General features: G+C 45.8%; 20 protein-coding genes. 6 read left to right on the top strand and 14 right to left on the bottom strand.

The features are described from left to right. Positions 1 to 171 precede the first annotated feature (171 nt). The 8 genes from ANPL_RS04240 to ANPL_RS04205 all read right to left on the bottom strand — a co-directional run bounded on the left by ANPL_RS04240 (position 172) and on the right by ANPL_RS04205 (position 11,811). The gene (locus ANPL_RS04240) at positions 172 to 3,780 is read right to left on the bottom strand and encodes a hypothetical protein (protein ID WP_236822817.1); all 3,609 of its coding nucleotides are present in this window, start codon (positions 3,778 to 3,780) and stop codon (positions 172 to 174) included. Positions 3,781 to 4,270: 490 nt separating this feature from the next. Then, positions 4,271 to 6,661, bottom strand: a complete 2,391-nt coding sequence (locus ANPL_RS04235) for a VirB4 family type IV secretion/conjugal transfer ATPase (protein WP_169193490.1) — start codon at positions 6,659 to 6,661, stop codon at positions 4,271 to 4,273. Between the two features lie 143 nt (positions 6,662 to 6,804). After that, on the bottom strand, positions 6,805 to 7,119 hold the full coding sequence (locus ANPL_RS04230; RefSeq protein ID WP_236822909.1) for a TrbC/VirB2 family protein: 315 nt from the start codon (positions 7,117 to 7,119) through the stop codon (positions 6,805 to 6,807). A 394-nt stretch (positions 7,120 to 7,513) separates the two neighbouring features. Beyond that, on the bottom strand, positions 7,514 to 7,912 hold the full coding sequence (locus ANPL_RS04225; RefSeq protein ID WP_169193488.1) for a TrbC/VirB2 family protein: 399 nt from the start codon (positions 7,910 to 7,912) through the stop codon (positions 7,514 to 7,516). 776 nt (positions 7,913 to 8,688) lie between these two features. Then, positions 8,689 to 9,159, bottom strand: coding sequence for a TrbC/VirB2 family protein (locus ANPL_RS04220; protein WP_272899039.1), 471 nt, complete (start codon positions 9,157 to 9,159; stop codon positions 8,689 to 8,691). Positions 9,160 to 10,046: 887 nt separating this feature from the next. Further along, a complete protein-coding gene (locus ANPL_RS04215; protein ID WP_169193487.1) occupies positions 10,047 to 10,427 on the bottom strand; it encodes a TrbC/VirB2 family protein in 381 nt (126 codons plus the stop codon). 305 nt (positions 10,428 to 10,732) lie between these two features. Next, complete coding sequence (locus ANPL_RS04210; protein ID WP_272899038.1) at positions 10,733 to 11,116, bottom strand: TrbC/VirB2 family protein; 384 nt, start codon at positions 11,114 to 11,116, stop codon at positions 10,733 to 10,735. A 305-nt stretch (positions 11,117 to 11,421) separates the two neighbouring features. Beyond that, a complete protein-coding gene (locus tag ANPL_RS04205; protein ID WP_169193486.1) occupies positions 11,422 to 11,811 on the bottom strand; it encodes a TrbC/VirB2 family protein in 390 nt (129 codons plus the stop codon). A gap of 428 nt (positions 11,812 to 12,239) precedes the next feature. Here ANPL_RS04205 and hflK point away from each other — a divergent pair, with 428 nt between their 5' ends. The 5 genes from hflK (at position 12,240) to ANPL_RS04180 (ending at position 17,104) form a co-directional block, all read left to right on the top strand. Further along, on the top strand, positions 12,240 to 13,337 hold the full coding sequence (gene hflK, locus ANPL_RS04200) for an FtsH protease activity modulator HflK (protein ID WP_169193485.1): 1,098 nt from the start codon (positions 12,240 to 12,242) through the stop codon (positions 13,335 to 13,337). Beyond that, a complete protein-coding gene (gene hflC / locus ANPL_RS04195) occupies positions 13,337 to 14,209 on the top strand; it encodes a protease modulator HflC (protein WP_169193484.1) in 873 nt (290 codons plus the stop codon). The genes hflK and hflC overlap by 1 nt, the downstream gene beginning before the upstream one ends. Further along, on the top strand, positions 14,206 to 15,675 hold the full coding sequence (locus ANPL_RS04190) for a Do family serine endopeptidase (protein WP_410518186.1): 1,470 nt from the start codon (positions 14,206 to 14,208) through the stop codon (positions 15,673 to 15,675). Before hflC ends, ANPL_RS04190 begins: the two co-directional genes overlap by 4 nt. 131 nt (positions 15,676 to 15,806) lie before the next feature. Beyond that, a complete protein-coding gene (gene rnc / locus ANPL_RS04185; protein WP_169193483.1) occupies positions 15,807 to 16,535 on the top strand; it encodes a ribonuclease III in 729 nt (242 codons plus the stop codon). Positions 16,536 to 16,564: 29 nt separating this feature from the next. Then, complete coding sequence (locus tag ANPL_RS04180; RefSeq protein WP_169193482.1) at positions 16,565 to 17,104, top strand: cytochrome c oxidase assembly protein; 540 nt, start codon at positions 16,565 to 16,567, stop codon at positions 17,102 to 17,104. Between the two features lie 121 nt (positions 17,105 to 17,225). Here the strand turns inward: ANPL_RS04180 and ANPL_RS04175 are convergent, their stop codons facing one another. The 6 genes from ANPL_RS04175 to ANPL_RS04150 form a co-directional block, all read right to left on the bottom strand. Then, on the bottom strand, positions 17,226 to 17,972 hold the full coding sequence (locus ANPL_RS04175; RefSeq protein ID WP_169193481.1) for a hypothetical protein: 747 nt from the start codon (positions 17,970 to 17,972) through the stop codon (positions 17,226 to 17,228). Positions 17,973 to 18,564: 592 nt separating this feature from the next. Continuing rightward, positions 18,565 to 19,488 carry a hypothetical protein gene (locus ANPL_RS04170; protein WP_169193480.1) on the bottom strand — a complete coding sequence of 308 codons (924 nt, stop codon included), beginning with the start codon at positions 19,486 to 19,488 and terminating at the stop codon, positions 18,565 to 18,567. A 216-nt stretch (positions 19,489 to 19,704) separates the two neighbouring features. Then, complete coding sequence (locus ANPL_RS04165; RefSeq protein WP_169193479.1) at positions 19,705 to 21,036, bottom strand: M16 family metallopeptidase; 1,332 nt, start codon at positions 21,034 to 21,036, stop codon at positions 19,705 to 19,707. Further along, entirely contained in the window at positions 21,033 to 22,427 is a 1,395-nt protein-coding gene (locus ANPL_RS04160; protein WP_169193478.1) for a M16 family metallopeptidase, read from the bottom strand. The genes ANPL_RS04165 and ANPL_RS04160 overlap by 4 nt, the downstream gene beginning before the upstream one ends. 79 nt (positions 22,428 to 22,506) lie before the next feature. Continuing rightward, entirely contained in the window at positions 22,507 to 22,992 is a 486-nt protein-coding gene (gene lspA / locus ANPL_RS04155) for a signal peptidase II (RefSeq protein ID WP_169193477.1), read from the bottom strand. Between the two features lie 84 nt (positions 22,993 to 23,076). Then, complete coding sequence (locus ANPL_RS04150) at positions 23,077 to 23,991, bottom strand: bifunctional riboflavin kinase/FAD synthetase (RefSeq protein WP_169193476.1); 915 nt, start codon at positions 23,989 to 23,991, stop codon at positions 23,077 to 23,079. Positions 23,992 to 24,060: 69 nt separating this feature from the next. On the opposite strand from ANPL_RS04150, the gene grxC reads away from it, so the two are divergent. After that, entirely contained in the window at positions 24,061 to 24,303 is a 243-nt protein-coding gene (gene grxC, locus ANPL_RS04145; protein WP_169193475.1) for a glutaredoxin 3, read from the top strand. The last annotated feature ends 474 nt before the right edge of the window (positions 24,304 to 24,777 follow it).

Here is a 24,777-nt window from a genome sequence, read left to right as displayed (position 1 = left end):
GCACAAACCTTTCCATCAATATCTCGAGACTGGTGATAAACTGCCGGTGCTGAAGTTGTCATACTGTTTGTTCAAAAATGCAAAACAGGCAGCTTTGCGATTGAAGGCTAGCGCGGCTACTTACCAGGCAAAACGCTGAAGAAAAGCAAATGTCGCAGTGTACCGGCCATTCTATTTAGAAACACGGAGATGTTTTTCATAGATTTTCCTGAACGCCGCAATTAGCTCATCTCTGGTAAAGTGCTTCGTGCGGTTCCTGTACTCGACAACCTCGATATATGCCTTCGTTACCTCAGGCTCTGCATCCAATGCCTGAATTAAGAAGTTCATGGAGTTTTCTATCTCTGCTTCAACTGCGTTGGCAGATTTTAACGACTTTGCAGGTTTTTCGAGCACTTCTATAACCTTTTTTACTTCCGCATCGAATCTTTCACAACTAGCAACTTTTCTTGCAAAGTCCACACTATCCATCTTTTCAAATATTCGCTTAGACCGCGCATCCAAGCCTTTCGACTCCTTGCGTAAAATGTGTAGTTTCTTTAATAGGTCTCCCTCCTTAGGGGACAAAACCTCTGTTTTGCGCCTATAAAGCCGCTCTACGCCTGCTGCGCTTTTCATTATCACCGCTTCTAGCTCGGCATCATCTAATGGTTTCTCACTCAATTTACTCCCCGTTAAACGCGCCCCCAATTTTTGCGCAAATACAGGTCTCTTTCTTATAATGTCCTTGTAATTCGACACTACATCATCAACTGCACGTTGGCGACCCTCCTCAAGATAGAACGCAAGCGGATGTACCCTCTTTAGGGTATTTGCAATATATTCAAGCGTTTTTATGACTTTCTCGTCTCGTACGAAGCTTTCCACATAGTCACTTTCGGTCATCATAGCTAGGGTAGTTTTTAAGCTTTGCTCATTCCCAGCCTTACGACTTATTTGTTCTGTGATCTTACTAAAGGTCCCTATATCCTTGAAAACATCAGCTTTTTTCCCTAGCACTTCTGAAAAAGCAGCATTAATTTTTGTACGCACTTCTTGTTCACTAAGATCTTTACTATCACTCAGAACTGAAGCCAAATCTGATAAAAGTCCGGGCTCGTCGGCAAGTTTGTTGTCCAGCGAATTAAGCAACTTGGTCACCTCCGTGTCGATCAATTGCTGGGTAGTGACCCTTGGATGGACCGACTTCTTCAGAAAATCCAAAATATTTTCCACCTCTATAACGAAAGATGGCGCCCTACTTATTGCGCTACACGCTGGCCCCATTGCAAGACGATTTAGGAAACTTTCCGTTTCTCCAGAAAAGTTGAAAATGCGGTGATGGCGCACAATTTCTTGGAGATCATCTTGTAACTTTTTATTACATACCACCACTTCTTCCCATTGCTTAACTCTGCCAGCAGGACCAGACCATTTCTCGCAGGTTATTTTCACCATACCATTTGCGCCGCCCTGTAGAACGTTTATATCAGCCCGCGCACAGCCACCGGCACCTGGGAACTTATCACTAATCGGGACCGTTTTTATTCCGGTGCTCGCTGCCGTACCACCACGAACACACCCAACTTCATTCGCTGATGCGTACCCTTCATACTTTGACGGATCTTGGTATGGAATGAACACCTTGTCTGTGCCGTTCAAAGCCTTTAAACCCTCAAAAACGCGGTAATGAACAAACTCGCCCAGCCCCTGCGAAACAGGCACAGATGCTTGACCTCCTCCCTTGGCAAAAAGTTTTATCGTACAGTTGCCATTGTCTCTGACAGAGTCACACAAGAAAACTTCTGTATTTGCACCCGCATCGTTTCCTCCACCCTTTTTCTTTATGTCAGCAGAGCCACCGACGCCCACTTTGATCTTTAAAAACTTTTGTTCCTGGGGATTCAAGTTGAGCCGCAAAATACCTAGTACATACTCCCCGTTCCGACCTGCACGTCCAGTATGCAACGAACCAGATTCTCCGGCACCCCACATTTCTATCTTCAATAAATCACATGTTGTGTTCTGCCGGCTAACTTCCAATGTATATGACTGCCGCACTTTCCCACCAGATGGCGCCCCTTGATGGCCAATTACCTTGTATTCATGGGAGGGAAAATTACTCACGCAATGTCCTTGTAAGATGGGATTAAGCGAAAAAACATGCCTAGCGCTGGGCAACTCGTTTTCGCTCAAAAATACCTTTTCAAAGTTATCTAGGCTTTCGTATTTGCTTCTGCAGTATCCTGGAACCACACCATCTTTTTCAGAAGGCGCACATGCGCCGTCATGTAAAAACGCCCTATGGCTCGTATATGAATAGGTCAACCTGCTATGACAAAGAACCTCACTATCGATATTGCTACCTGTACGCACCTCTGGAAAAGAAAGACTACGCCCCTGGACGTGCATTTTGTCTAACTCTCCCTGCGACAATTCCGCAAGATCAATAGACTTTTCATCGCCACACTGTACGCGCCTATTAGAACCTGGATCAAACCCATGAGCCACCAGCATATTGGGTAATTCGCGGAGCCAGTAGTAGCGATCGCCGCGGCGCAAATAAGACCAAGAAAAGCCGCCTCCGGGAGAGATAAAGCAAGTAACATTTCCATGGAGCTCTGAAACAATTTTGGGCGAATAGCGGGAACACTTATCTTCCGCTTTGGAGTAGCCAGTACATACTTCCAAAACCTGCAAAGAATAGGCGCCATCATTAAGTTTTGGCTTTATGACGGCAAAGTTAAATACTGGGTCACTCTCCCCGCTAGCAAGGGTAAAATCACAATACTCGCTGTCAGCCCCATGCCTGTTTTTACAATTTGGAAACTTGATGCGAAGCCCGTTTAGCGCTGCCGTCACCTTAGGGGCGGACAAACTTGGACCCGGAACACAATCTGAAACAAATGCCCCTCCATAAAGGTGATTAAGGCACACCTCCTCACCACGCTTGATCACCGCATATCCCGTAGAAACGTCGTCGGCATCTGGAATGTCGCAAATAGAATGCAGGGAATCAGAACCGGTAGCTATAGTGTGAATAACCGTAGAGAGTAAACCTAAACCCGGACAAACAAAACGCGTTTGCCCCCTATCACGCTTACCACTTGCGTAACCATCATACTCGCCTATGTACACGTCACTTGCCCCAAAGTATCTACCACTTCCCGAAGCATTGGCCATTTTTTGCATCATTCGCAGTCCAGGATCAAAGTAGGACTGTTTACTAAATGAAAGCGGTACAACCTTCCTGTTCAGCTCCTTGTAAAAAACATTGCAGTATTCCGGAGGATTGGGAAGAATGCTAGTGAAATCGACACAACCCTGGTAAGTCCCAGCGTCTAAGCAATCGTTTTCTATCTTCTTATCAAGCTCTAGGTCCTCAAAGTCAGTAATCTTTCCCGGCTGCATCTGCCGCTTGAGATCTATCTCACTTTGCACTGCGGCGCTCAATATGGCTTTGTACTTCGTGCACGCACACATTTGTAGCTTACCAGACTCGCTACGCTTAACATACCCTACAATGTAGCCCCTATCCGCTAATATCCTTTCCCACCTTTCTACCTTATAGGCCTCTAAACCCCCATAGTTGCTAGATAGCGCATCCTTGAGCCCCACCATAATCTCAGGAACCGCAAATATTGTTCCGCTACCACTCCGGCGCGGCACCGGCCAAAATTCATCCTTGTAAATACCAACAGCATGGAGGTCACCCAGCAATAAAAACTGCACAACACCGTAAAACAATGCGGGCATTGCCACTAGTTGAGCGACTCGCCAAATGACACAACTCTTGATCATGTTGCTCGCTCCATATCGCCCAAACCGCTACTAGCACTCATGTTTAGTATATTTCAGTGATGAGGGACCAGTTCACATGAATAAGATTAAATAAGCATTAAAATCGAAGCCAAGTATCTATTTTCATCCTAATATACAGGAACATATCACAAAACAAACGAGATATTTTAAGGTTATATCCTATTGAAGTTTCCAGCATCTCATACTGGGCAAGGTGTGCTCCATGCTGCTTTACACACTGTTGCGCACCTAGTCACGTACAAAAACATTGGTGGTGAGGTAAAATCCGAAAATAAGATCCATGCCACATATCGCACAAACGTGGAGGTCGGGATTAATCTATTTGCAGTTTCCGCAGGAGGATAATTTCATGGGAGGATGTGGGATTACTGAAAGTGTTTTTTGTACGTGCTTGTAGAAACCTTGCGCATCCAAGACCAGGAACTCTATGGATTCGATTCTAACTAGGTCATAGGACGCTGCCACACTTTCACAGAGTAGTGTCACATTTCTCATGGAAGGCTTCCAGCCAGTCACTACCCTTTTCAGCTTGCGCTTCGTACATGATCTTTATTGTCGCTCTGTTCGCGGATAGGACTCTGCTTACTTGTTCTGGCAACTGTAGCGACAAAACAACGCTTGACTCGCCCTGTTTTAAGAAGAAATGGCCTTCACTTTGCGAAATTTGCAACATTGTATCAATCTCGCCTTGGGAGAGGCCAAACATCCGACCGTGCTGCTTACTGCTTACCATAAAATTCGGCATAAATATCCTAGTGCCCGTATGTTTGCCCACATACCTTATCACCTTACTGGATGATATTGCCCTTATATCTTCCCCAGCAAAAACTATTATCACATTGAGGCTACTCATGCGCTCAACCCAAGCGTCAAACCCCTCTTCAGTGTAAAAAACTACGTCAAGAATCCAGGACTCATACATAACCAAGATCACTGGAGACCCGTCTAAGTTCTCTTCCATTGCGCTCAGCAAGTAATACAGTAGGCTACTCAAACATTCCAACTTACCCACAAGCATGCCAGCGTTTATTGCCAAAAATTCAGCATCCCACTTAATGTCTGTTTCATTGCAAATGAGATGGGAAAACTTTCCACCACTAATCCAATGTGCTATGCGTCCCCCTAGATCACGGACACACTCACTAATCTTGTCAAGCGTGCGCTTTTTCTGGTGAATGGCAAAAATTCTACCCACCGCCTCGTCCACAGACTGCTTAAGCACATCGTCGGGCTCCGTTCCCGGGCTGATCATGCGGTATAAAACTTCCGCCGCAACCTTGCGATTTCTTTCGCTGTCTTTTACGTTGAAGGGGTTAAACGATGAACTCACCCGCTCAGGTCTATCATCGACCCTATGATATTGCCCACCTATTGCGTTGGCATAGATTACTGACTTTCCACTGTAATCGAAAACAACTGACTTGACGCCCAGCCTACGCGACTCGGAAAGCAAAAAATTCAATAACATGGTCATTGCAGATTCCGGTGGCCCTAAACAAACAGTGTGACCTTTCACCGCAGAAAAACTAAAGAAGTGCGGTAAGCCACGAGTGGAGAAAAACATCGCGCTTGCTCCCATCCACCCCCTATCTTTCAAAGATGTAGTCTGGAATTCCTGTAGCGCCACAAGCATGCATGTCCACTTGATTAATGCGGGTTTCATACCTAGAGCATATCGAAAATTTCCAGGCAGCATAGACCAGAAGTTATCCTCCATGGCTATATCAGACCTTACAACAATCGCCCCGACAACCGAGAATGCTTCTACCATCCTCATTACGCCACGTTTGAGCGAACACTGATCATCAGCCACAACCACACAATTCACTAATTTTTCACAACATTCTCCGTACGCGCCATCTTCAAGTTCCATGACATTGTGAAGATCTCCCATTTTGCTTAGATCGCCATCACCACTTATATCAAGCATTTCTGCTTGTCTACAGTAAGACTCCTTGACCTGCTTACCTTCAATGAACCGCACTATTTCGGTTATTATAAATTCACATTCTTGCTGCAAGCAGGTATCAACCACACTGAAGGGGTCCGAAAGGAAGGTCTTAATTCCCAAAATGGCGCCGTATTTGACTTGCGCCCCATTTGAAATCTTAAGTGTGTTAAAACCAAACTGCAGATCACACCCTGAAGAAATAGTATGCTCATTATCGCACGTTTCCAGGTAGCACTCTCTGTTGTTAAAAGTCACCAAATAACTCAAAAACTCCAGAAGCTCTGATCTCCATCGGCTGTCTTTGCAACGTATAAGGCCCAGCCTTCTCGCAGTTGCTCCACCTATGTGGGAGATTACATCTTCTGTCACTTGAGATAAATACGCAGCCTTTGAGGAGAGATAACTTTTATGTCTCTTGATAACATTTCGGAACAGTAGCGCGCCAACTATACTGTTAACTCCTTCCGCAAGGTGTTTAGACACAACCGCAACATATATCTTGTTGGCATAAGTATCATACTTCGACTCAACATGAGACATATACCGCTCGTGCAAAGTATCAGAGAAGTCACCTGTTTTTTTCCATTCTAAATTAAATTTCTGCCGCCGCCGCACCGTATAAATCCAGAAAGCAATATCCGGATCGCCAACACGCGATATACTTTCTCTTATGGCATCTTGCAATGCCACTCCCCCGGTGCCGGGTGCGTATTTCTCTATCTCGATCACCTGCACAAGCTCACCGCCCTTATTTAGCAGGGTATCTTCATTGTAATGACATGCAGGAGCAACGTACTCTGCGTACGAAGAGTTTGCTTGCAATGTATCATTATTCTCGTCACGATCGGAAGCATCATCAGCACTCCTCTTGGTGCGAAACCGCGAAATAACATCACCAACTAACGACACTGACTAGCCTCCTAGAAAACCGCACACATCCCCGCACAGGAAGTACTAGTACATTCTTACACTTAACATTCCGTGAATCTTTGAAACACACCCGATTCCTAATAACGGAGGATTTTTCATATCAATCAAAATTAGCAGACTTCCTAGATGTTTTTTCCCGCCAATACGCGACAATCAAAATCATCGGCCCCCAGTTCTGCAATACCACTAGCAAATTTGGCCACTAGCTTCCCGGCGCCAAAGAATATAGCTGTAAACACTACCAACATCACTATAGCAGGCCACGCCAATCTTCCAAAGACTGCCATAATACTGGAACCCAATATCACCCCTGTCATTATAGGTAATCCCAATTTCTGCACAAAAACTACCACATTGCATATCACCTTTGGCGCAACTTCACTCTCTGATGCAGCACCGGAAAAGTCTACAGCATGCACCGTAAGTGGTGTCGTCATAAACAGCACAAAACCGTATATGCAGGTAGCAAAGGTACGTAACACATTCGTAAACATTTCATTCACCTTGTTTAAGAATTTATTTACTTTACCTTATATAGCAATACTTTATGCGCATCTATAGAATATATTCACTAAATTTTTAATCTAATTTTTGCTTATCAACGGTGTGGTACAATGAGGAGCTACAGTACGCTGTAAGTTGGCATTCATTACAGGATCTTTCTTTAATATCAGAGCTAGAAGAGCGACACGTAAAAGCTTCAAGTATGGTGCACCGAGATGCGATGATATTCCGACGCCACAGCGCACCATGTAAGTATGTTAGTGTAAGTACTTGATGGCAAAATGTTGTACGCGCTAGCAACTCGCGGTATAGCCTTAAAACCGAATGTTAAGAACGGCGCCTGGTGGATCTAGAAGAAGCACCTGAGGAGCCCTGAACACTACCGCTGTCAGCGGCTTTACACTCAAAGTCATCGGCATCTAGGCCGGCGATACCGCTGGCAAATTTTTCTATTAGCTTACTTGCGCCAAAGAAAATTGCAGTAAATACAACCAGCATCGCTATCGCTGGCCACGCCAAACGACCAAAAATAGCCATTACACTCGACCCAAGAATGACCCCCGTCATTATAGGCAATCCCAATTTTTGAACAAAACCAACTACATTACATATCACCTGTTTGGTAACATCTTTGTCGTCGGCCTTTGCTTCAGCAACATTACTGGATACCAGTAGCAACAAACAGATACCTATCGTTTTTAAAAAAGAATTCAATAACTTCGCCATCTTCACCTCTAATGCGAACAGTCCACTGCACATTTGATGAGCTGAACATTCTACGTAGTTTCATGATTCCGCAGCCGCTTCTAGCGATTAGCGCCCTCTGTAAGGGAGCTCAACATACAGTGTGCAACCTATGTTGACTGTATCTTATAAGATGATTAGTTAATTTCTGATTAATCAGACTTATGACGTTTAATACCTGTGGTTATTAGCATAAGTTTTGATCTTTCCCATTAATTTTCTTGGATTTCTTCTATAAAAGGAGGTGCTTCCTATTGTTTGGGGTAAAAAACAAGTGTTTTCTGGAATAAACAAAGTAGTTTTGTATAGACACATGAGTATGCCTTAAGAAAGCTGGCTTGGCATATGTAAGCTAGGAAAGCTATTCAGAATACATTGCTACAGCTATCAGGCAAAGTTTCTACACTAATACACAACATTGTACTGTATTATACTATACCATGTTGCTACGCAAGCCTGCGTTTGGCTCGCTTTGCGATTTCGGGATTAAAACTGTATGTGAATGGCCTTATGGAAGCCGATCAAGGTAGCGCTCTTTTGCTCTTTGTAGGAGAAGAATTGCAAGCTCCAACACGTGCAAGTTAAATTAAGCTTTACCATTTCTTAAGTAATTTTACATTACAAGAGGCGTCAGGGATTGTGTTAGTGTTAGGCGCTGGGTAGTTGTAGCCTGGCGATGACTTCGGGTACAGCCGAGCACTTTGCCATTGGCTGTCTTGGTGCTCGGCTGTCTTGAAGGGTGCCTTGAGGCACTATGTTTAGCTGCAGGCGTTCAAGGTACCTCCGTCAACGCCTTCAGCAAATTTGCTGATTATCTTGTCAGCACCGAAGAATACTCCTGTGAATATTATAAGAGCTGCTATCGCTGGCCATGCCAACCTACCAAAGACAGCCATTATACTGGATCCTACTATAACTCCAGTCATTATGGGAAGGCCTATGCTCCTAACGTACTTTATAACATTACAAATCACCTTGCTTGTGATCTGGGTACTGTCTTGCGCGTCAACTGCTTTAGCTCCAGCTTTGGCATCACCTCCTGCTGTACCAGGATAAGCCAACCCGTTACCAGCCGTGGTTGAACTTGCATGTGCACCATCCATTACAAGAAGTAGCACAACCATGGCAAAAAGTCGCAGTACCGTGGAAAATATTCTCCCGATGCCGTCTTTTTTTAAGTTTGTTTGGTCATGAACAATTGGTCTATCATTACTACATATGCATTCCATGGAAACCTCCTAAGATAGTGGCAATAGTTGTTTAACATCGGATGAGCCTTTACTGCCCTCAGCTGGGCAGCCATGTCCCTTAATAACCCTATGCCACACATGTCTTGCTCCTACTTCGAGGAACGATGAAAACAAACGATATGTCGCGGGAGTTGGTATACACATCATGGGAGGCCCATGCATAGCGGCGTATGCCAACCTGCGCATAATCAAGATTTTGCAAATCTTACGCAGGCCTATGTAGACACCTGGGACTGTATTTATATCTCCTGTTGAAAATATGTTGGTAGACATTACGTATGTGCATAGTGGATCGACACGTATAGTCTTGTCTATCATGACATGGTACGTGTCCTGTTTACCGCAATTGTACCGCGTTGCACCGGAATCTTCCGAAGCTAAGCTGCCCCACTGTGGAGACCAACCCAGAAGAAAGATATTGGAGATTTTCTTCGCATATGCTGAAAACCCAAATGTTGTAAATCGCACTGGGAAAATCTCCTTAGCAAATGGCACAAAAGCAGAGGGCCACTGACGTAGAAGAAATTACTAAAGATTTTATTACCTAGAAATGCATGCACAACGCACCGTGCCCGATAGCAGAGGACAAAATCCTAAAGGCTTTTTCCTCGTAACAACGGGTTGTAGACCTATGCTCACACTAGAATGCATACGCTTAGTACGCTACTCCTAGCGCATTTTCAACGCAGACCTCACCTTGCAACTTGCAAAACGGACGCATCAATAGAGCGCAACGCTCACTACTCACAACTGCAGATATGGTGAGTTCTTGTCCTACCATCGCTCCCGTGCCATCATAACATGGACAACGAAAACACTGAAGCTGAGCCCTCCAAAACGTGCAGCCGTTAAAACGCACCCAAGCACTATGTAAGTTTTGTTGCGCCATTACCTTTGCACTCAAAATTGCTCGCACTACCGGAGGTACCATCAGAAAAACCAACCCCCGCAGCAAATTTCTGCATGAGCTTACCAGCTCCGAAGAATATTGCAGTGAATACCACAAGCACCACGATAGAAGCCCAAGCCATTTTACCAAATATTGCCATTATGCTAGCTCCCAAAATGACCCCCGTCATTATGGGTAGACCTAAACGTTGGACAAATACCACAACGTTGCATATTACCTTCGCAGCAACATCATCACTAGCGGGGCCAGCTGACGCTGCAGAACCAGCACTCGCCATTCCAGCAATGCCCGTCACGAAAACGAACGCCACTACAACAAACTTTATGAACTTCAACATCTTCCCCCCCCCTCTTGCGTGGCCGCGCGCGCACACGTGCATATCCCATCCGGCACACACAACGCAGTACACTGACGAGAGTACAACATAAAATTGCTAATGTTGTGTTAATAACGCTCTTGCGTTGTGTTTAGGGCATAAGCACATAACTAGAAAGGAAAACAGGCTCGCGCACCGTAGTGACCTTAGCCGTCCGAGGCTTATACTCCTGCATATGAAACAAGTAAACGCGTCAGGCACTGTTATGCCTCACCACAACGCATAGTGCTACATCGTCAACCGGCCGAACCAGAAGCGGACGCCGCCTACTTATTACTTGGCACAACGGTCTTCCCATCACCCTTGCACTGGAACTCTTCGGCCTTACCAAACTCGTTATTTAACCCCGCAGCAAACTTCTGCATAAGCTTCCCAGCACCGAAAAATATTGCCGTAAATACCACCAGCACCACGATAGAAGCCCAAGCCATTTTGCCAAATATGGCCATGATGCTGGCTCCCAAAATGACCCCCGTCATTATCGGCAGCCCCAATCGCTGCACAAACACAACCACGTTACATATAACTTTCGCTGCCACATCGTCGCTTTCGTTGCTCTTGGCGCTTGCATTAGCAGAAACAGCACCCACAAAGCCTAGCAAGAAAACAAACATACCAACAAATGCAAGCGACCTTAAAAACTTCAACACATTCCCCCCCCCCTCGTTTTCAAAACTAAAAACACGTGCACATTGGTGATATACGTACTTTACTACACGCAACACGTGCACACACCACCGGAGTACAACACAGAATTGCTAAAGTTGAGTTAATGACGCTCTTGCGTTGCGTTTTAGTTTTAGACGCAAGCTCATAACCAGAGAAAAAGAGCAGGCTCGCGGTTTGCGTCATCTGCGCCGGCAAAAACTTACTCTCTCACGCTATAAACTAAGGAGTGAGCGCGGTTAGGCATGTGTGTCTCGCTCACATCATACTGCGAGACACAACTCACGTCCTACTTACTTGCGGGCATTTTGGTCTCTCCCTTGCCCTTGCACTCGAAAGTTTTGGCATCACCAAACTCGTTGTTTAACCCCGCAGCAAACTTCTGCATAAGTTTCCCAGCACCGAAAAATATTGCCGTAAACACCACCAGCACCACGATAGAAGCCCAAGCCATTTTGCCAAATATTGCCATTATGCTAGCTCCCAGGATCACACCCGTCATTATGGGTAGACCTAAACGTTGGACAAATACCACAACATTGCATATCACCTTCGCAGCTATATCATCACTATTCTGCTGCGCAGAGGTGGATGGTGATGCATCTCCCGGTGCACCAACAAAGACCAAAAGCAGGAACAAAGCTGCAGCCTGCAATCTCGACTTTAAAAACTTCAACACATTCCCCCCCCCCGTCTTCAAGACTAAAAACGCGCATGAATTTTTGTTGCGCACACCTTATACGCGCAACACGTGTACAACAGCCATAGTGCAACATAAAATTGCTAAAATTGCGTAAATTACAACTGGAGCGCGCGGGGTATTTATCAGCGGCAGGAATATAGCTAAACATGCAACAAGCACACATACCCACATGCATGCCACCTGCTGGTGATAATTTCATGATGCAATCTGTCTCGTCATTACCTCCAGGTATAATGCTACTCCTTACACAAATAGGCTTGCGAACCCCAGCAGCGAAGACGGATATAGTGCGGATTAAGCGCGCACGGCGGCTTATATACCACTGACAAACTGGTATTTTGTGTTGATATAACGTCAATTCTGCTATAGACTGCTACGATACTTGGGGTGCGATTGGGGTTTTTATGCGCAATGAGAGCGACCCTTGGGGTGGCAATGGTGGAACCGAAAAACCGAAAGCTAGCAAAAAATTCACCGACTCTCAGTTCGATGCCTTGTTTGGCAATATACGCTCTGCGTTTGCAGGTATGCCAGAGGGCGCGGGCGGCAATTTTACGTTTAGGAGATCTCATGCACTATTTTTAACCGTTGTGGCCCTGCTGTTCTATGCGTGTACGGGGTTTTATGTGGTTAACCCAGAAGAACAAGCAGTGGAGCTGCTGTTTGGTAAGTACCGTAACATCCGCGATCCGGGTTTGCGCTACTGGTTTCCTAGTCCCATTGGGAATGTTCTGAAAGTTCGCGTTGAAGCCGTGAGCAAGGAAGAGATAGGGGGTGTCTCTCTCAGGGGCGGGCACGGAGTAAACAATGACGGCGTCATGCTTACGGGAGATGAAAACATTGTAAACATAAACTTTGACGTCCAGTGGAAAGTTTCGAACGCGTATGACTATCTGTTCAGTGTGCGCGACGCGCGCCCCGGCGCTACGGTGAAGAATGCTGCAGAAAGCGCAATGAGAGAGATTATAGGAAAGAGTACGTTGGCTTTTGCTATAGAGGGCGAGGGACGTGCTGCAATCGCCTACGAAACAAAGAAGCTGTTGCAGGGTATACTGGATCAGTACAAAATTGGTGTAGAGGTATTGTCCATACAGTTGAAGAAGGTGGATCCGCCAGAAAAGGTGATTAGTGCCTTCAGAGACGTCCAAAGCGCACGCGCTGATAAGGAGCGTACCATTAATGAGGCGTTTGCGTATCGCAATGAGGTACTGCCTAAGGCTAAGGGGGAGGCCATCAGGATAAAGCTTGATGCTGAGGCTTATAAGAGTGAGGTGGTGAACAGGGCGCAGGGGGATGCTGCGAAGTTCTTGGCGATACAGAGGGAATACGTGAATCAGCCAGCAGCGGTACGAAATCGCATGTACCTAGAAACTATGGAAAGCATACTGGCCAACATGGAGAAAGTAGTAGTGACAGATGATGTCAAAGGGCTCTTCTCATATCTTCCTTTGACGACAGAGGAACCACAAAAGCGCGGTAGGAGTATTGGAGAAGGTAGGTAATGAATATTGGGTTTGCCAAATTAGTTTTCGGTGCTTTGGTAGCTGGAGCGTTGGCAGTTCTCTACGGATCTGCGTTTGTTGTAGACGAAGCGCGCCAAGCGATTGTGGTGCAGTTTGGGCGCGTTACGAGGAGTATAGGCGAAAGTGGCTTGTATTTTAAGGCTCCATTTATTAGTAGGGTAATCTATTTCGACCGGCGTGTGATCGAGATAAGGTCCGATTCCTGTGAGGTAATAGCATCAGACCAAAAAAGATTCGTTGTGGACTTCTATGCAAAGTATAGGATAGCTGACCCGGTAAAGTTCTATCAAACAGTCAGGGGGGAGATAGGGCTAGAAAATCGCTTGGGTTCGATAATAGAAGCGAATCTGCGGGAAAGGGTAGGCCGTGTTGCGCTCATTAACTTTCTCAATGAAGAGCGGGGAGATGTAATGTTGCGAATACAAGAAGGTGTTAGTGCCGAAGCAGCAAAGTTCGGCGTGGAAATGGTGGATGTGAGGATAAAGAGAGCCGACCTGCCTGAAGAAAATAGCGCTGCAATATTCCGTAGAATGCAGACTGATCGCGAGAAGGAGGCTAGGGAGATACGCGCAGAAGGCGAGGAAATGTCGCAGAAGATAAGATCTGATGCTGATCTGCAAAAACGGGTGATTCTCGCAAGTGCCGTGAACGCAGCTCAGGTGATCAGAGGAGAGGGCGATGCGGAGGCTGCGCAAATTTACAACGACGCGCTTGCTGTGGACCCGAATTTCTTTAAATTTTATAGAACACTTCGGGCATACAGAAATGTGTTTGACAAGGATGGTACCAAGGTTATCCTTTCGCCTAATAATGATTTTATAAGTCTTTTTAACACGAACAAAGGGGGATGAGTGTGAGGAGATATCTGTCACTTTTCTTGATGATTGTTGCGTTCGCTGGTTCGCAAGTGGGTACGTGCGCAGATGAGATGTATGTTGCGCCTCATACAGGTGAGCATATTGATGTAAACAGGGGTTTTTCTGGCCTTGTAAATATGCTGCTCCCATCAGTGGTGAACATTTCCACCGAGCAAACAATAGAAAGTGATGATCCTGAGACTGGGGGTTCAATTTTCGGGTTTCCTGGATTCCCCAGAGGGCTTTTCGAAGGTCTCTTTAACGGCTTAGAGCCATATATTACAGAGCAACCCAAGCCTAGAAAGGCTGTGTCTCTGGGTTCTGGCTTTATAGTAGATAAGTCAGGTCTGATAGTAACCAATTATCATGTCATTTCTAATGCTCAGGAAATACAGATTAAATTTAGCGACGGCACAACAACAAAGGCTACAGTTGTAGGCACTGACCCTAAAACAGATCTGGCTGTGCTTAAGGTAAATGTAGAGAAAGATCTAGAACACGTTAAGCTTGGTAATTCTGATGATGCTAAAGTGGGCGAGTGGGTTTTGGCTATAGGAAATCCGTTCGGTCTTGGGGGGTCAGTGAGCGTTGGTATAATTTCTGCTCGAGCACGTGACATAAACATTGGTACCGCAAGTGAGTTTATTCAGACCGATGCAGCGATAAATCGTGGACATTCTGGTGGTCCGTTGTTCAATGCGAGGGGCGAGGTAATTGGTGTAAATACAGCGATTATATCGCAGCAAGGTGGTGGGAATGTTGGTGTTGCTTTTGCAATTCCGTCGAACAACGCAGCGAGAATTATTGAGGTTCTTTCCAGAGGAGAGAAAGTAGAGCATGGTTGGTTGGGAGTTGTTGCACAGCGTGTGACTGAGAACATGAAGGAGGCGTTGGGGCTCGATGAGGTTAGGGGCGCACTGATCTCTAATGTAGTTAAGGATAGTCCAGCAGAAAGAGGTGGAATTAAGGTTGGGGATGTAATCCTTGAGTTTAATGGAAAAAAGATAAACGACATGCCTCAGCTGACACACGTTATTTCGCGTACTGGCGTCAATAAAAAGGTTAAGGTTGTAGTGCTACGAGATAAGCAGCAAGTGAACTTAAAGGTTGTTGTGGGTAAGTTATCTGATGTACAGGGAGCTGCTGGATCCGGAGTAGAGACCGGATCAGAGCTCTTAGGAATTACAGTGGGAAGCTTGCCACAAGCCCGCGTAGGAGAAAGCAGCAAGCTTGAGGGAGTGTTGATACTGAAGGTAGACTCGAGCAGTGATGCATACGCTGAGGGAATTCGGCGGGGAGATATACTGGTGGGCGTTGACGCTGCTCCCGTCACCAGCGTGTCGGACTTTGCAAAGGAATTGGAGAGGTTGAAGCAAAGAGCTCCTGGATCAATGGTGCTGTTATTGGTTAAAAAGGGTGAATCACCTCCTATCTATGTTCCGGTGCGCATGAAACGCTAATTACCGACGCACTTTGCAGAGCTCAGACGGGGACCCTCATCACCTTGGTGTTTCTATCTGGGAGGTGCTAGTTTGCAGTGTCGGCGTTATGTTTCGCAATAACTTGAAATGTGCACATACGAAACAGTGTTATGAACAAAAGAGCGGTCTGTGACCAATCGAAAAAAGATTCCCGGTTGTTGGAATTACAAAAATACATCGGGTATTGCTTCGAGAGCCAAAATCTTTTGGAAACAGCTATGACGCACCCCAGCACCGTGGAAAATTCGGAAGGACACTATGAGCGGCTGGAGTTTCTTGGCGATACAGTACTGGGATTTGTGATATCAGAAATGCTATTTAATATCTTTACTGACGATGATGAGGGATTGCTTACGAAGAAAAAAATAGCTTTAGTGCGTGGTCAACGCCTTGTCGAAGTTGCCGAAGCCATAAACCTGGGAAGTGTGATCCAAATGTCAAAAGGCGAGGAAGATTGCGGTGGTAGATCAAGTGCGAAAAATTTGGAAAATGCGTTAGAGGCTCTAATCGGTGCAATATATCTTGACGGTGGTCTTTTAGCTGCACAGGAGTTTGTAGCAAGATATTGGGGACCTCTCATAAATAAAATATCGGAGTTACAGCTTGTAGATCCCAAGACGGCATTACAGGAATGGGCACAAAGCAGAAACTTACCTGTCCCCGTTTACAGAGTAGTAAATAAAACTGGTCTGGAACATTGCCCGAAGTTTACGGTAGAAGTGCAACTATCCGACTACAGAACAGTATCGGCATCCGGAAAAAACAAAAAAAGTGCAGAAATCGCAGCAGCACGTCTTTTACTTGAAGAATTAACGCAAGAAAATGGAACAAAGGCATAACTTATGTTTTCCGATCATCACTCTTCCCTATGAAAAACAGAAAAGCAAACTTAGCGTTCCTACTGATCTCAGTAGTGCTGTCAATGCTTTTGCTATCTTATGCATCAGTCCCCCTATACAGCATTTTTTGTAAGGTTACCGGATATGGAGGAACTCCGAAAAAAGTATCATCTCTAAAGCAAAACACCATTGGCACAAGACAAATTAAGGTGAGATTCAGCGCTACTACCACCGATATCCCTCTAGAATTCAAACCTGAAACACCCTATGTTTACGTAACTCCCGGCATTCAAAAGCTGGCATTCTATGTAGCGCAAAATGTGTCGTCAGCACCCATATCTGGAACGGCAATATATAACGTATCGCCGCCCCAAGCTGGAAAGTATTTTTACAAAATAGCGTGCTTCTGCTTTACAGAGCAGTTCTTTGAACCAAACAAAAAAATACTAATGCCGGTATCTTTTTCCATTGACCCCGCAATAGAAACGGACATCTCAACATCCCATATCCGGGAGATTACCCTGTCATACATATTCATGAAAAGCAACCCGAACACAGTCAACAAATAAAACGCCTTTAGTGACGACACCCTCCACCTGAAAGGAGCACCTTATTCGTTCCCCAAAATACACTGCCCCGAGGCCGTTTGTATGCCATAAAGAAAGAGATAATCTTTCTGTTTACTTCCTCCTAAGCACGGTATATACGCACGTGAGTAATGTCGGACGGCTGGAAATTCACTTTCTCAGCTATCGATACCACTTCTCTGTCAGAAAAGCTCCTACTGTATCCGTCTTCCAGCACCATCAACTTAGTACTTTGACCAAAGAGATCGTGGCGCAGGGAATTAATAACCAACACGGAAAGAGCTACCACCAGCGCGGCCAAACACACTTGGCCAACAATATTGGGTGTTTGCATAGCAGATACTACCCCTCCTATCCCTGCAGCAGCATTTTGCGCAGCTATTATTCCCAGCAAAGTAGTGAACGTACATAGAGCAGCTGCCAACGCAACAGCCATCACTACAGACGTAGAATCAAAGGCACTCAACTTCCTGCATCTAGCATTAACTGTTATCTCAGTTCCAACGCTAGAATGTTGCCCAGCTGTTCCTTCCATGCTATCTGGCCTAAGACTGTTCTCACGAACATAAGTCCAATCGGGCAGCGCCAAGGAAATATCATACTCATCTATAGCACGGAGTTTCACAGAAAATATCAGACATCCCAGCATGGAAAGAAAAGCAGCTGCTAAAGAAACAAAAAAGGCTAGCACCGCTGCATTCAATTCCAACAGCGTAGCACCAGATGCAATAACGTATGCTGCACAGAAACCAAAAACTGCAAGGCTCACACCTAGCATTACCGCACACATTTTAGCCACCAAACGGGCCCTACCTAGACGGGTAACTGCTGCACCTTCAACTCCATCCATAACCTACCTCCTAAGCAAAAACTCACGATCATGATGCAGTAACCACCACAGAAACGAGACACTACTTCATCCGCCAGCCGCGGCGATGCCATACTAGGTAGCATATAGAAAAAAAAGTCAACAAACAATCGTGTATGGTAAGGGCTGAGTACACGTGGCACAAAACCCATCTGTGAAACGTAGCAAAAAATTAAATTCACCCCGAGCTCCTGCAAGCAGTGCGCAATAACCTCATAAATTTTTTGTGATACTTCATCTCATTTATGAACCCGCCTCAGTCAGCTTTAAACAATCTAGTCGTATACAACATGCGGGACTAAACAATGCAGGATTCGTATGATGATAGCTGTCACACAACTCGCTGCGCATCGGGTATTATTCAAGGAAATTCTCCGAACTTACTTCGGTGCGGAGGAGGAACCAATACTCCAAGAATGACACGTGAATATAGCTTACAACACTGCCTTTTTGAGCTTAAGCTTGAAAAAACTTGCGTCTCACGACTCAACAGCAACAAGCTAGTCACCACCATTGAAGAGGCCATACATCCTATAGAAATACGCCCAGCGCGCTAAACTTAAACTTTGCAGAATCAGGCACTACACAAGACAGAAGAGCATTTACCCAGACTTTCCGTAGAAACAATGCACTCTATGGTCGTGTTTCTGTTGCTGTGCTTACTCTCCTTCAACATGGAGTTAATGTACGCTGCGCTTAATAGCATGTCAGAAACGCAGCTGGGGGCTGCTACTTCACAACTTTTTACCTCAGTGCCACCAGCTGCAGAATCCGTACCAGCATCTTTGCTTACTGCTGACTTTGCAGCCACGTCACCTTCCGCCCCATCAGAAAACACATCCAGCACTCCCTTTGGGCGCAGTGCACACTCAGGAAAGACAAAGACCCGAACGTTTGACACGCCCTCTTCTTCAAACACCCTAGCAATAAATAACCCCAAGAATCCAACCAGAAACACCCCTACGGCAACCAGGAATACAATCCCCACTGGAGAACCACCAACAATCATCGAATGCAAAGCAAGTGAGCTGTCGGCAGCCGAAGTAGCCTGTCCCACCATCGTCCCTAGAGCACCGAGAGCCACTAAAAGCGACAACACAGAAATATATACCAGTGCCTCCTGGACCGGGCCATAGCCACCCCTATTACCCTGCCTTGTGACCCGTAGATGCATGTGTCCTTCCTTCACCAAAGTACTAGAAGCCACCCTTCCTTCGGCAGATACAAGTCTACAACTCCTCCTCTCTAGCGCAGCCACGACCACTAAGTATACTAGGCTTAGTAGGAAGAGCACTGAAAACACAACGGCTACACCAAATATGGGCGTATCAATACGAATCAGCTTCCCCGTAGACACCGCAAGCGATATAGAAAACGCGATGCCACCTGCAAACAACACTGCACACAACACCCCCGCTCTGAAATAAACCTTCTTGAACGCTGGTCTTTGTAGGACAGACGCGAGCTCTTTGTCTACTAGTGCACTACCGTTTATCATATACACACATCCTGCATTGCCGGCAAAAGTCACCAGAATTCTGGGTAGAAAATGCAATCACATTGCCCGAATTATACCGTTTTTTTGTACGGTCGCAACCGTCAGGAAGGGAAACACCTACTACCGGGTAAGGCAGGCTTGTTACTGGAGAAGACACAAAAATGCCAAATACATTCAGGACCCGCCACCTTCTTCCACGGGACCCGTTTGCACCACTTAAGACAGAACAGTCGCACCAATATGACTTGTCTCTCCTACCTCTACAATGGTGAAACCTCCAAGAAAGCTCTTAGCAAATTTGTTCACATCCTGAAGGTTAATGGAACGATATTTGGTACCATGTTCTTTTATGTAATCGGTATCAAACCCAAGCATCTGGAGATCAGTCAAGGTTGCAGCTGCAGACGCTGTATCCAGGAAGGCATATGTAAACGAGTTCACAATATTGGCGATAGCAACGTTGAAAGTGCTCTTGTCAATCCCATTAGTCCTCACGGATTCTATAGTCTCCAATAAAGCTTCTACGCCCTCTTCGGCAGTAGAACCGTCCGTGTACAGTAACCCAGAAAATAAGTCTACCCCTTCCATATGCTGCATCGAAGCCATTACTCGGTATGTAATTCCACGCTTTCCTCTCAACTCACGCATCAACACTGAAGTCAGGCTATTGCCCCTTCCTATGGCGTTGCTAAGAACTTCAGCAAGAGGGTAGTTATCATCCTTACGCGAAATTCCATTGGCCGCAAAAACTATTACACTTTGCGGAGCTTCATGGTGCACGTACCCACGCAAACCTACGTTAGGCACCGCTTTGTCTACGACTCTTTTGTTCTGCCCCCTTGCCAATCCAGAAAAGTACATGTCCAACATACTGGATACAGCTTCAGAGCTCACGTCACCTACAACACTAACTACCATTTTATCAAGGTCAAAGCTGATGTTTCTATAATCGTTTATATCTCCTAGCGTAATCTTATCCACTGTTTCAACGGAACCTTCTATTTGGTACGCGTGGGGACTATCACCAAAAAGAATTTTCGACAACATTCCATCAGCAAGCTCCGCGGGATCACCAACATTTCGTCTTATTACAGCCTTTTGTAGCTCCTTCTCGGTCAAAAAGGACACATCTTCCACGGGAGCTTTTACCAAGCTATAACCTATCATAGATAGGGCAAAGTCAAGGTTCTCAGCAAGAGCCTTTAATCTTATGTATAAATTATCCTTGTCGACAGAAATACCTAGGGCTACTCCCTGCTCTCTCAACCTCCTACCGATGTTTTCACCGTCTTTCGTCGTACCACGAAGCACTAGAGATGCCGCCAACGACGCTAAACCTTTTTTTCCATCTGGATCATATAAAGAACCCGCATGTTTAAACGCCATGCTCACTGACACAATAGGAAGAGAATTTTCATGGACATACCAATAGTTAATACCATATTGCGTGGTGACATCCCGAACATCTAAGTCCACACCGCCAGCAAAGGTTTTCATACTTAAAAACAGAAAAACCCCGCACAACACGCTTGCCACATGTTTCCTCATAGCGCTCCCTCCACGCTTGCTTCATTTTGAGACTGAGCTTGTTCGTTTTCATCTGGCACCATCTCAGCTTTATGAACCAGATATGCCTCAACCGTGGCTCCCGAAAACACATTCTTCAATGCCCGGTTTACATCTTCCACAGTAATACTCTCCAGGGCTCTAGAGTATTCATCAGGTGATTGTATTTCGACTCCAAACGCTAACAGTTCGGCGTAAAACCACGCCTTATCCATGCCATCAAGAACATACATCAAGCTTGCCATATTCCTGTACTTAGCACTTTGCACTTGCTCTTCGGAGACACCATTACTTATAAGCCGCGCAATAATGGCCTTCGCCTCCCTATTTACTGCTTCTGGCACGGAATCCAATTTCGGATCTATTTTCAGCACAACCATACCATCACCGTACTCATAAGACGCGGCAACACCTAATGCCAAAGACCTTTCTCGCACAAGCTCATCATACAACACCCCAAATCCATCTCCCGAAACTATATCTGCTGCCATTGCCGTGGCAGCCCTTGCTTTAAAATCTCGAGTAGTTTTAAAACTGGGAGCCCTGTACAACACCAGCGACTCAGGATGAGAAACCGAAGGGTGAGCCAACCTTACCACTATGTCACTTCTGTGACTTGGCTCCAGTCTCACAGGAAATCTTTTCTTCCCCAACTTATTTCTGTTGGGGATTTTACCATAGTACTTATCTGCCAGTTTAAAAACCTGCGCATAGTCTACATCTCCAACCAACAGCAGTATCGCGTTGTTGGGGCTGTAATGCTCATCATAGAAACTATCAACAGCGGCGCGATCATAGTTGGCCATCTCGTGCTCCCAACCCACAACCGAAGCTCCATAACCATTTTTGTGGAAAAACACGCTCTCGACTTCTTCACGGATAACGCCACGTTGCGTGCTTTCCACGCGCATCTTTCTTTCTTCGAGCACCACATTGCGCTCTCGCTCAATAACTTGATCTGTGGGTTTGAGATACTGCATTCTATCCGCTTCCATAGACATAATCAAAGGAAGATGTTGCTTATTAACGAGCTCATAGTAAACAGTGAATTCCCTGCCTGTACCCGCGTTAAACCTACCCCCTAGCCCATCGAGCACTTCGTCAAATTTTGGGTACTTCTCAGTGCCAGAAAACATTAAATGCTCGAAATAGTGGGCCATACCGGACAGACCTCTAGGATCGTCAACCCCTCCGACTTTATAAACCAGAATGTGCATAACAACCGGCAAACGATGATCGGGTACTACATAGACCTTCATGCCATTTCTTAGCTCAAAGGAGCGCACTCCCTGCGACTCTGATGTACCTGAATACCCCCTCCCACTATAAAAGAGCAAGATAACCAGTAGCAAAGCTGAAAAAATTCCCTTCATCCCTACGATCCAAAAGTAAAACAAAGCCTTCCGGCAACGCTAATGGTAAAGTGTTAAGTTACACTAATAAGCGGCGCACTTACGTGTCGCTTCCTGCCTCGTGATCTTTTTTACTCCTCAGCTCTAGAAACAAAAACGTAATAACACCGCATAAGATACATGCATCCGCTATGTTAAAGGCAGGCCAATGCCACCCTGCTACGTGCAAGTCAATAAAGTCATAAACCGCCCCCACACGCACCCGATCTATGAAATTCCCTAAGGCTCCGCCTATTATTAAGCCCAAACAAATAACCCTGGAAATAGTGCGCTCCCGCATCAACATAAACGCCAGCACGCACGTTATTATAACGGAAACCCCCATGAAGGCTATGTTGCCATTCTTTATCGTGCTGAACATACCGAAACTTATGCCCGGATTCCAAACCCGCACTATATTGCAAAACTTAAACAGCGATACACCGCCACCCGCAGTTGCGCAAAGCGCAGCTGCATACCACTTACTGAGCTGATCGAGCGCCACTGCGAGGACAAGGACCGCAACACTAGTGAAAAATTTTTTCATGGCGCAACTACAACCACACGAAAAGGTGGGTGTATAATACCGGTCCTGCAGTAAATGACAAGCGAAAACAACTCTCCACATATATCAAGTGCGGAGTTGGCCTCTCACGGCTGAGATATCCCGCCCAATCTGCGCCACAAGTTGCTCTATACCCAGGAATTTTTGCTCTGGCCGCACAAAACCAAGAAGTTCCACGGTCACAGAACGGCCATATAAATCTTCGTCAAAGTCAAATATGTGCATTTCCAATATAGTACGCTCTCCGTCCGAAAATGTTGGTCTAGCACCTACGTTGGCTACTCCTTGAAGCCATTCTCCTCCATCAATACTAACCCGTGATTTGTATACGCCCTTGCGAGGAAGAACCAGGTTATCTAAGCTAAGATTCAACGTTGGAAAACCAATGGTGCGCCCCCTGGCACATCCGCGAACTACTTTGCCGCGAACCGCGTGATTCCTACCCAGAAGCTTACTAGCCCTTTCTACATCTCCCATCAACAGCAACTCTCTAATTGCAGACGATGAGCACACCCCTCCATCGATAACGAACTGCCTAACAGAAGCAACCTCATACCCGCAATGTCCGGAGTAGCGCCGCAATAACCCAAGATTTCCAGCGCATTTGTGCCCAAAAACACAATTTTCTCCCACCACCACATACTTGACCTTGCAATTTTTTACCAGCACATCTCTTATAAACTGCTCTGGCGACATCTTGGAAAATTCTGCATCAAAGTCTGCAACACACAAGTAGTCCATGCCATGTTCACTAATTAGCTGAACTTTCTGCTCGAAATCACACAACAAAAAGTTCTCCCGACATTTTAAAAAGACTGCTGGATGGGGCTGAAAAGTTAAAACTGCTGCGGCTAACCCTTGCTGTGCCGCTACGCGCTTGACCTCCGAAAAAACATGTGCATGCCCCTTGTGTACCCCGTCAAAATTCCCGAACGCCAAAACAACATCTTTGGCGCAAGAACACCCATGCAGCAATTCCATACAAACAATACTTTACATACTAACGAAGCTATGCTAGCCAAGCACACGGATCAGTGAAAGGAGAGCTATATGCGCGATATTCTCATATACACCAAAATTCCCTGCCCGTATTGTACTAAGGCCAAGGCTTTGTTCAACAAAAAAAGTGTGCCATTCCGAGAGATTGATGTCACCAATGATCCAGACGCGCATAGGGAAATGGTAGAGCGTTCCAGCAGGAAAACAGTGCCCCAGATTTTTATCGATGGCAAAAGCATCGGTGGCTGTGACGACCTTTATGCACTGTATGAATCAGGCGAACTAGAGCTTTGACCCTCCCGATGCCGTCCAAACACCACGGCATAGAATAACGCGAACTCGTCCCGTCGGTAGATACCGTGCGTAGGAGGGGGGGGGGATGACATATGGCAGTCACAGACGACTGAATCCCTACCATTAGTGTCAACCAACGTTGTGCAGTGGGAGAAGTCCCATGCGGCATGGACAGCCAAAAGGCGGAGCTAACCTGTGTGCAGTTTTCCAAGCATTTTCAAATGTACTTTGTGGTATAGGAAAGCGTTCATCCCCAAAGATAGCTGACCAAGCCCACCAAAGCGTTTGTAGATTATGACATGCAGCCAAAAACAAGGCTTCAGTACAAACTCTTACAGATAGTGAAGCACAAAACGTATGCACCAGAACTTAAAAGCGTTCTGAAAATCAACCATGTACTACAGCTTCAATCTGCGTCGACATGTGCTAGAGATTGTCAGTTTGGCACATGACACATGAAGTAATGTGGTCACA

This window comes from Anaplasma platys (assembly GCF_012790675.1).
GTDB lineage: Bacteria > Pseudomonadota > Alphaproteobacteria > Rickettsiales > Anaplasmataceae > Anaplasma > Anaplasma platys.
This window is presented reverse-complemented; position numbering and strand designations above follow the sequence as displayed.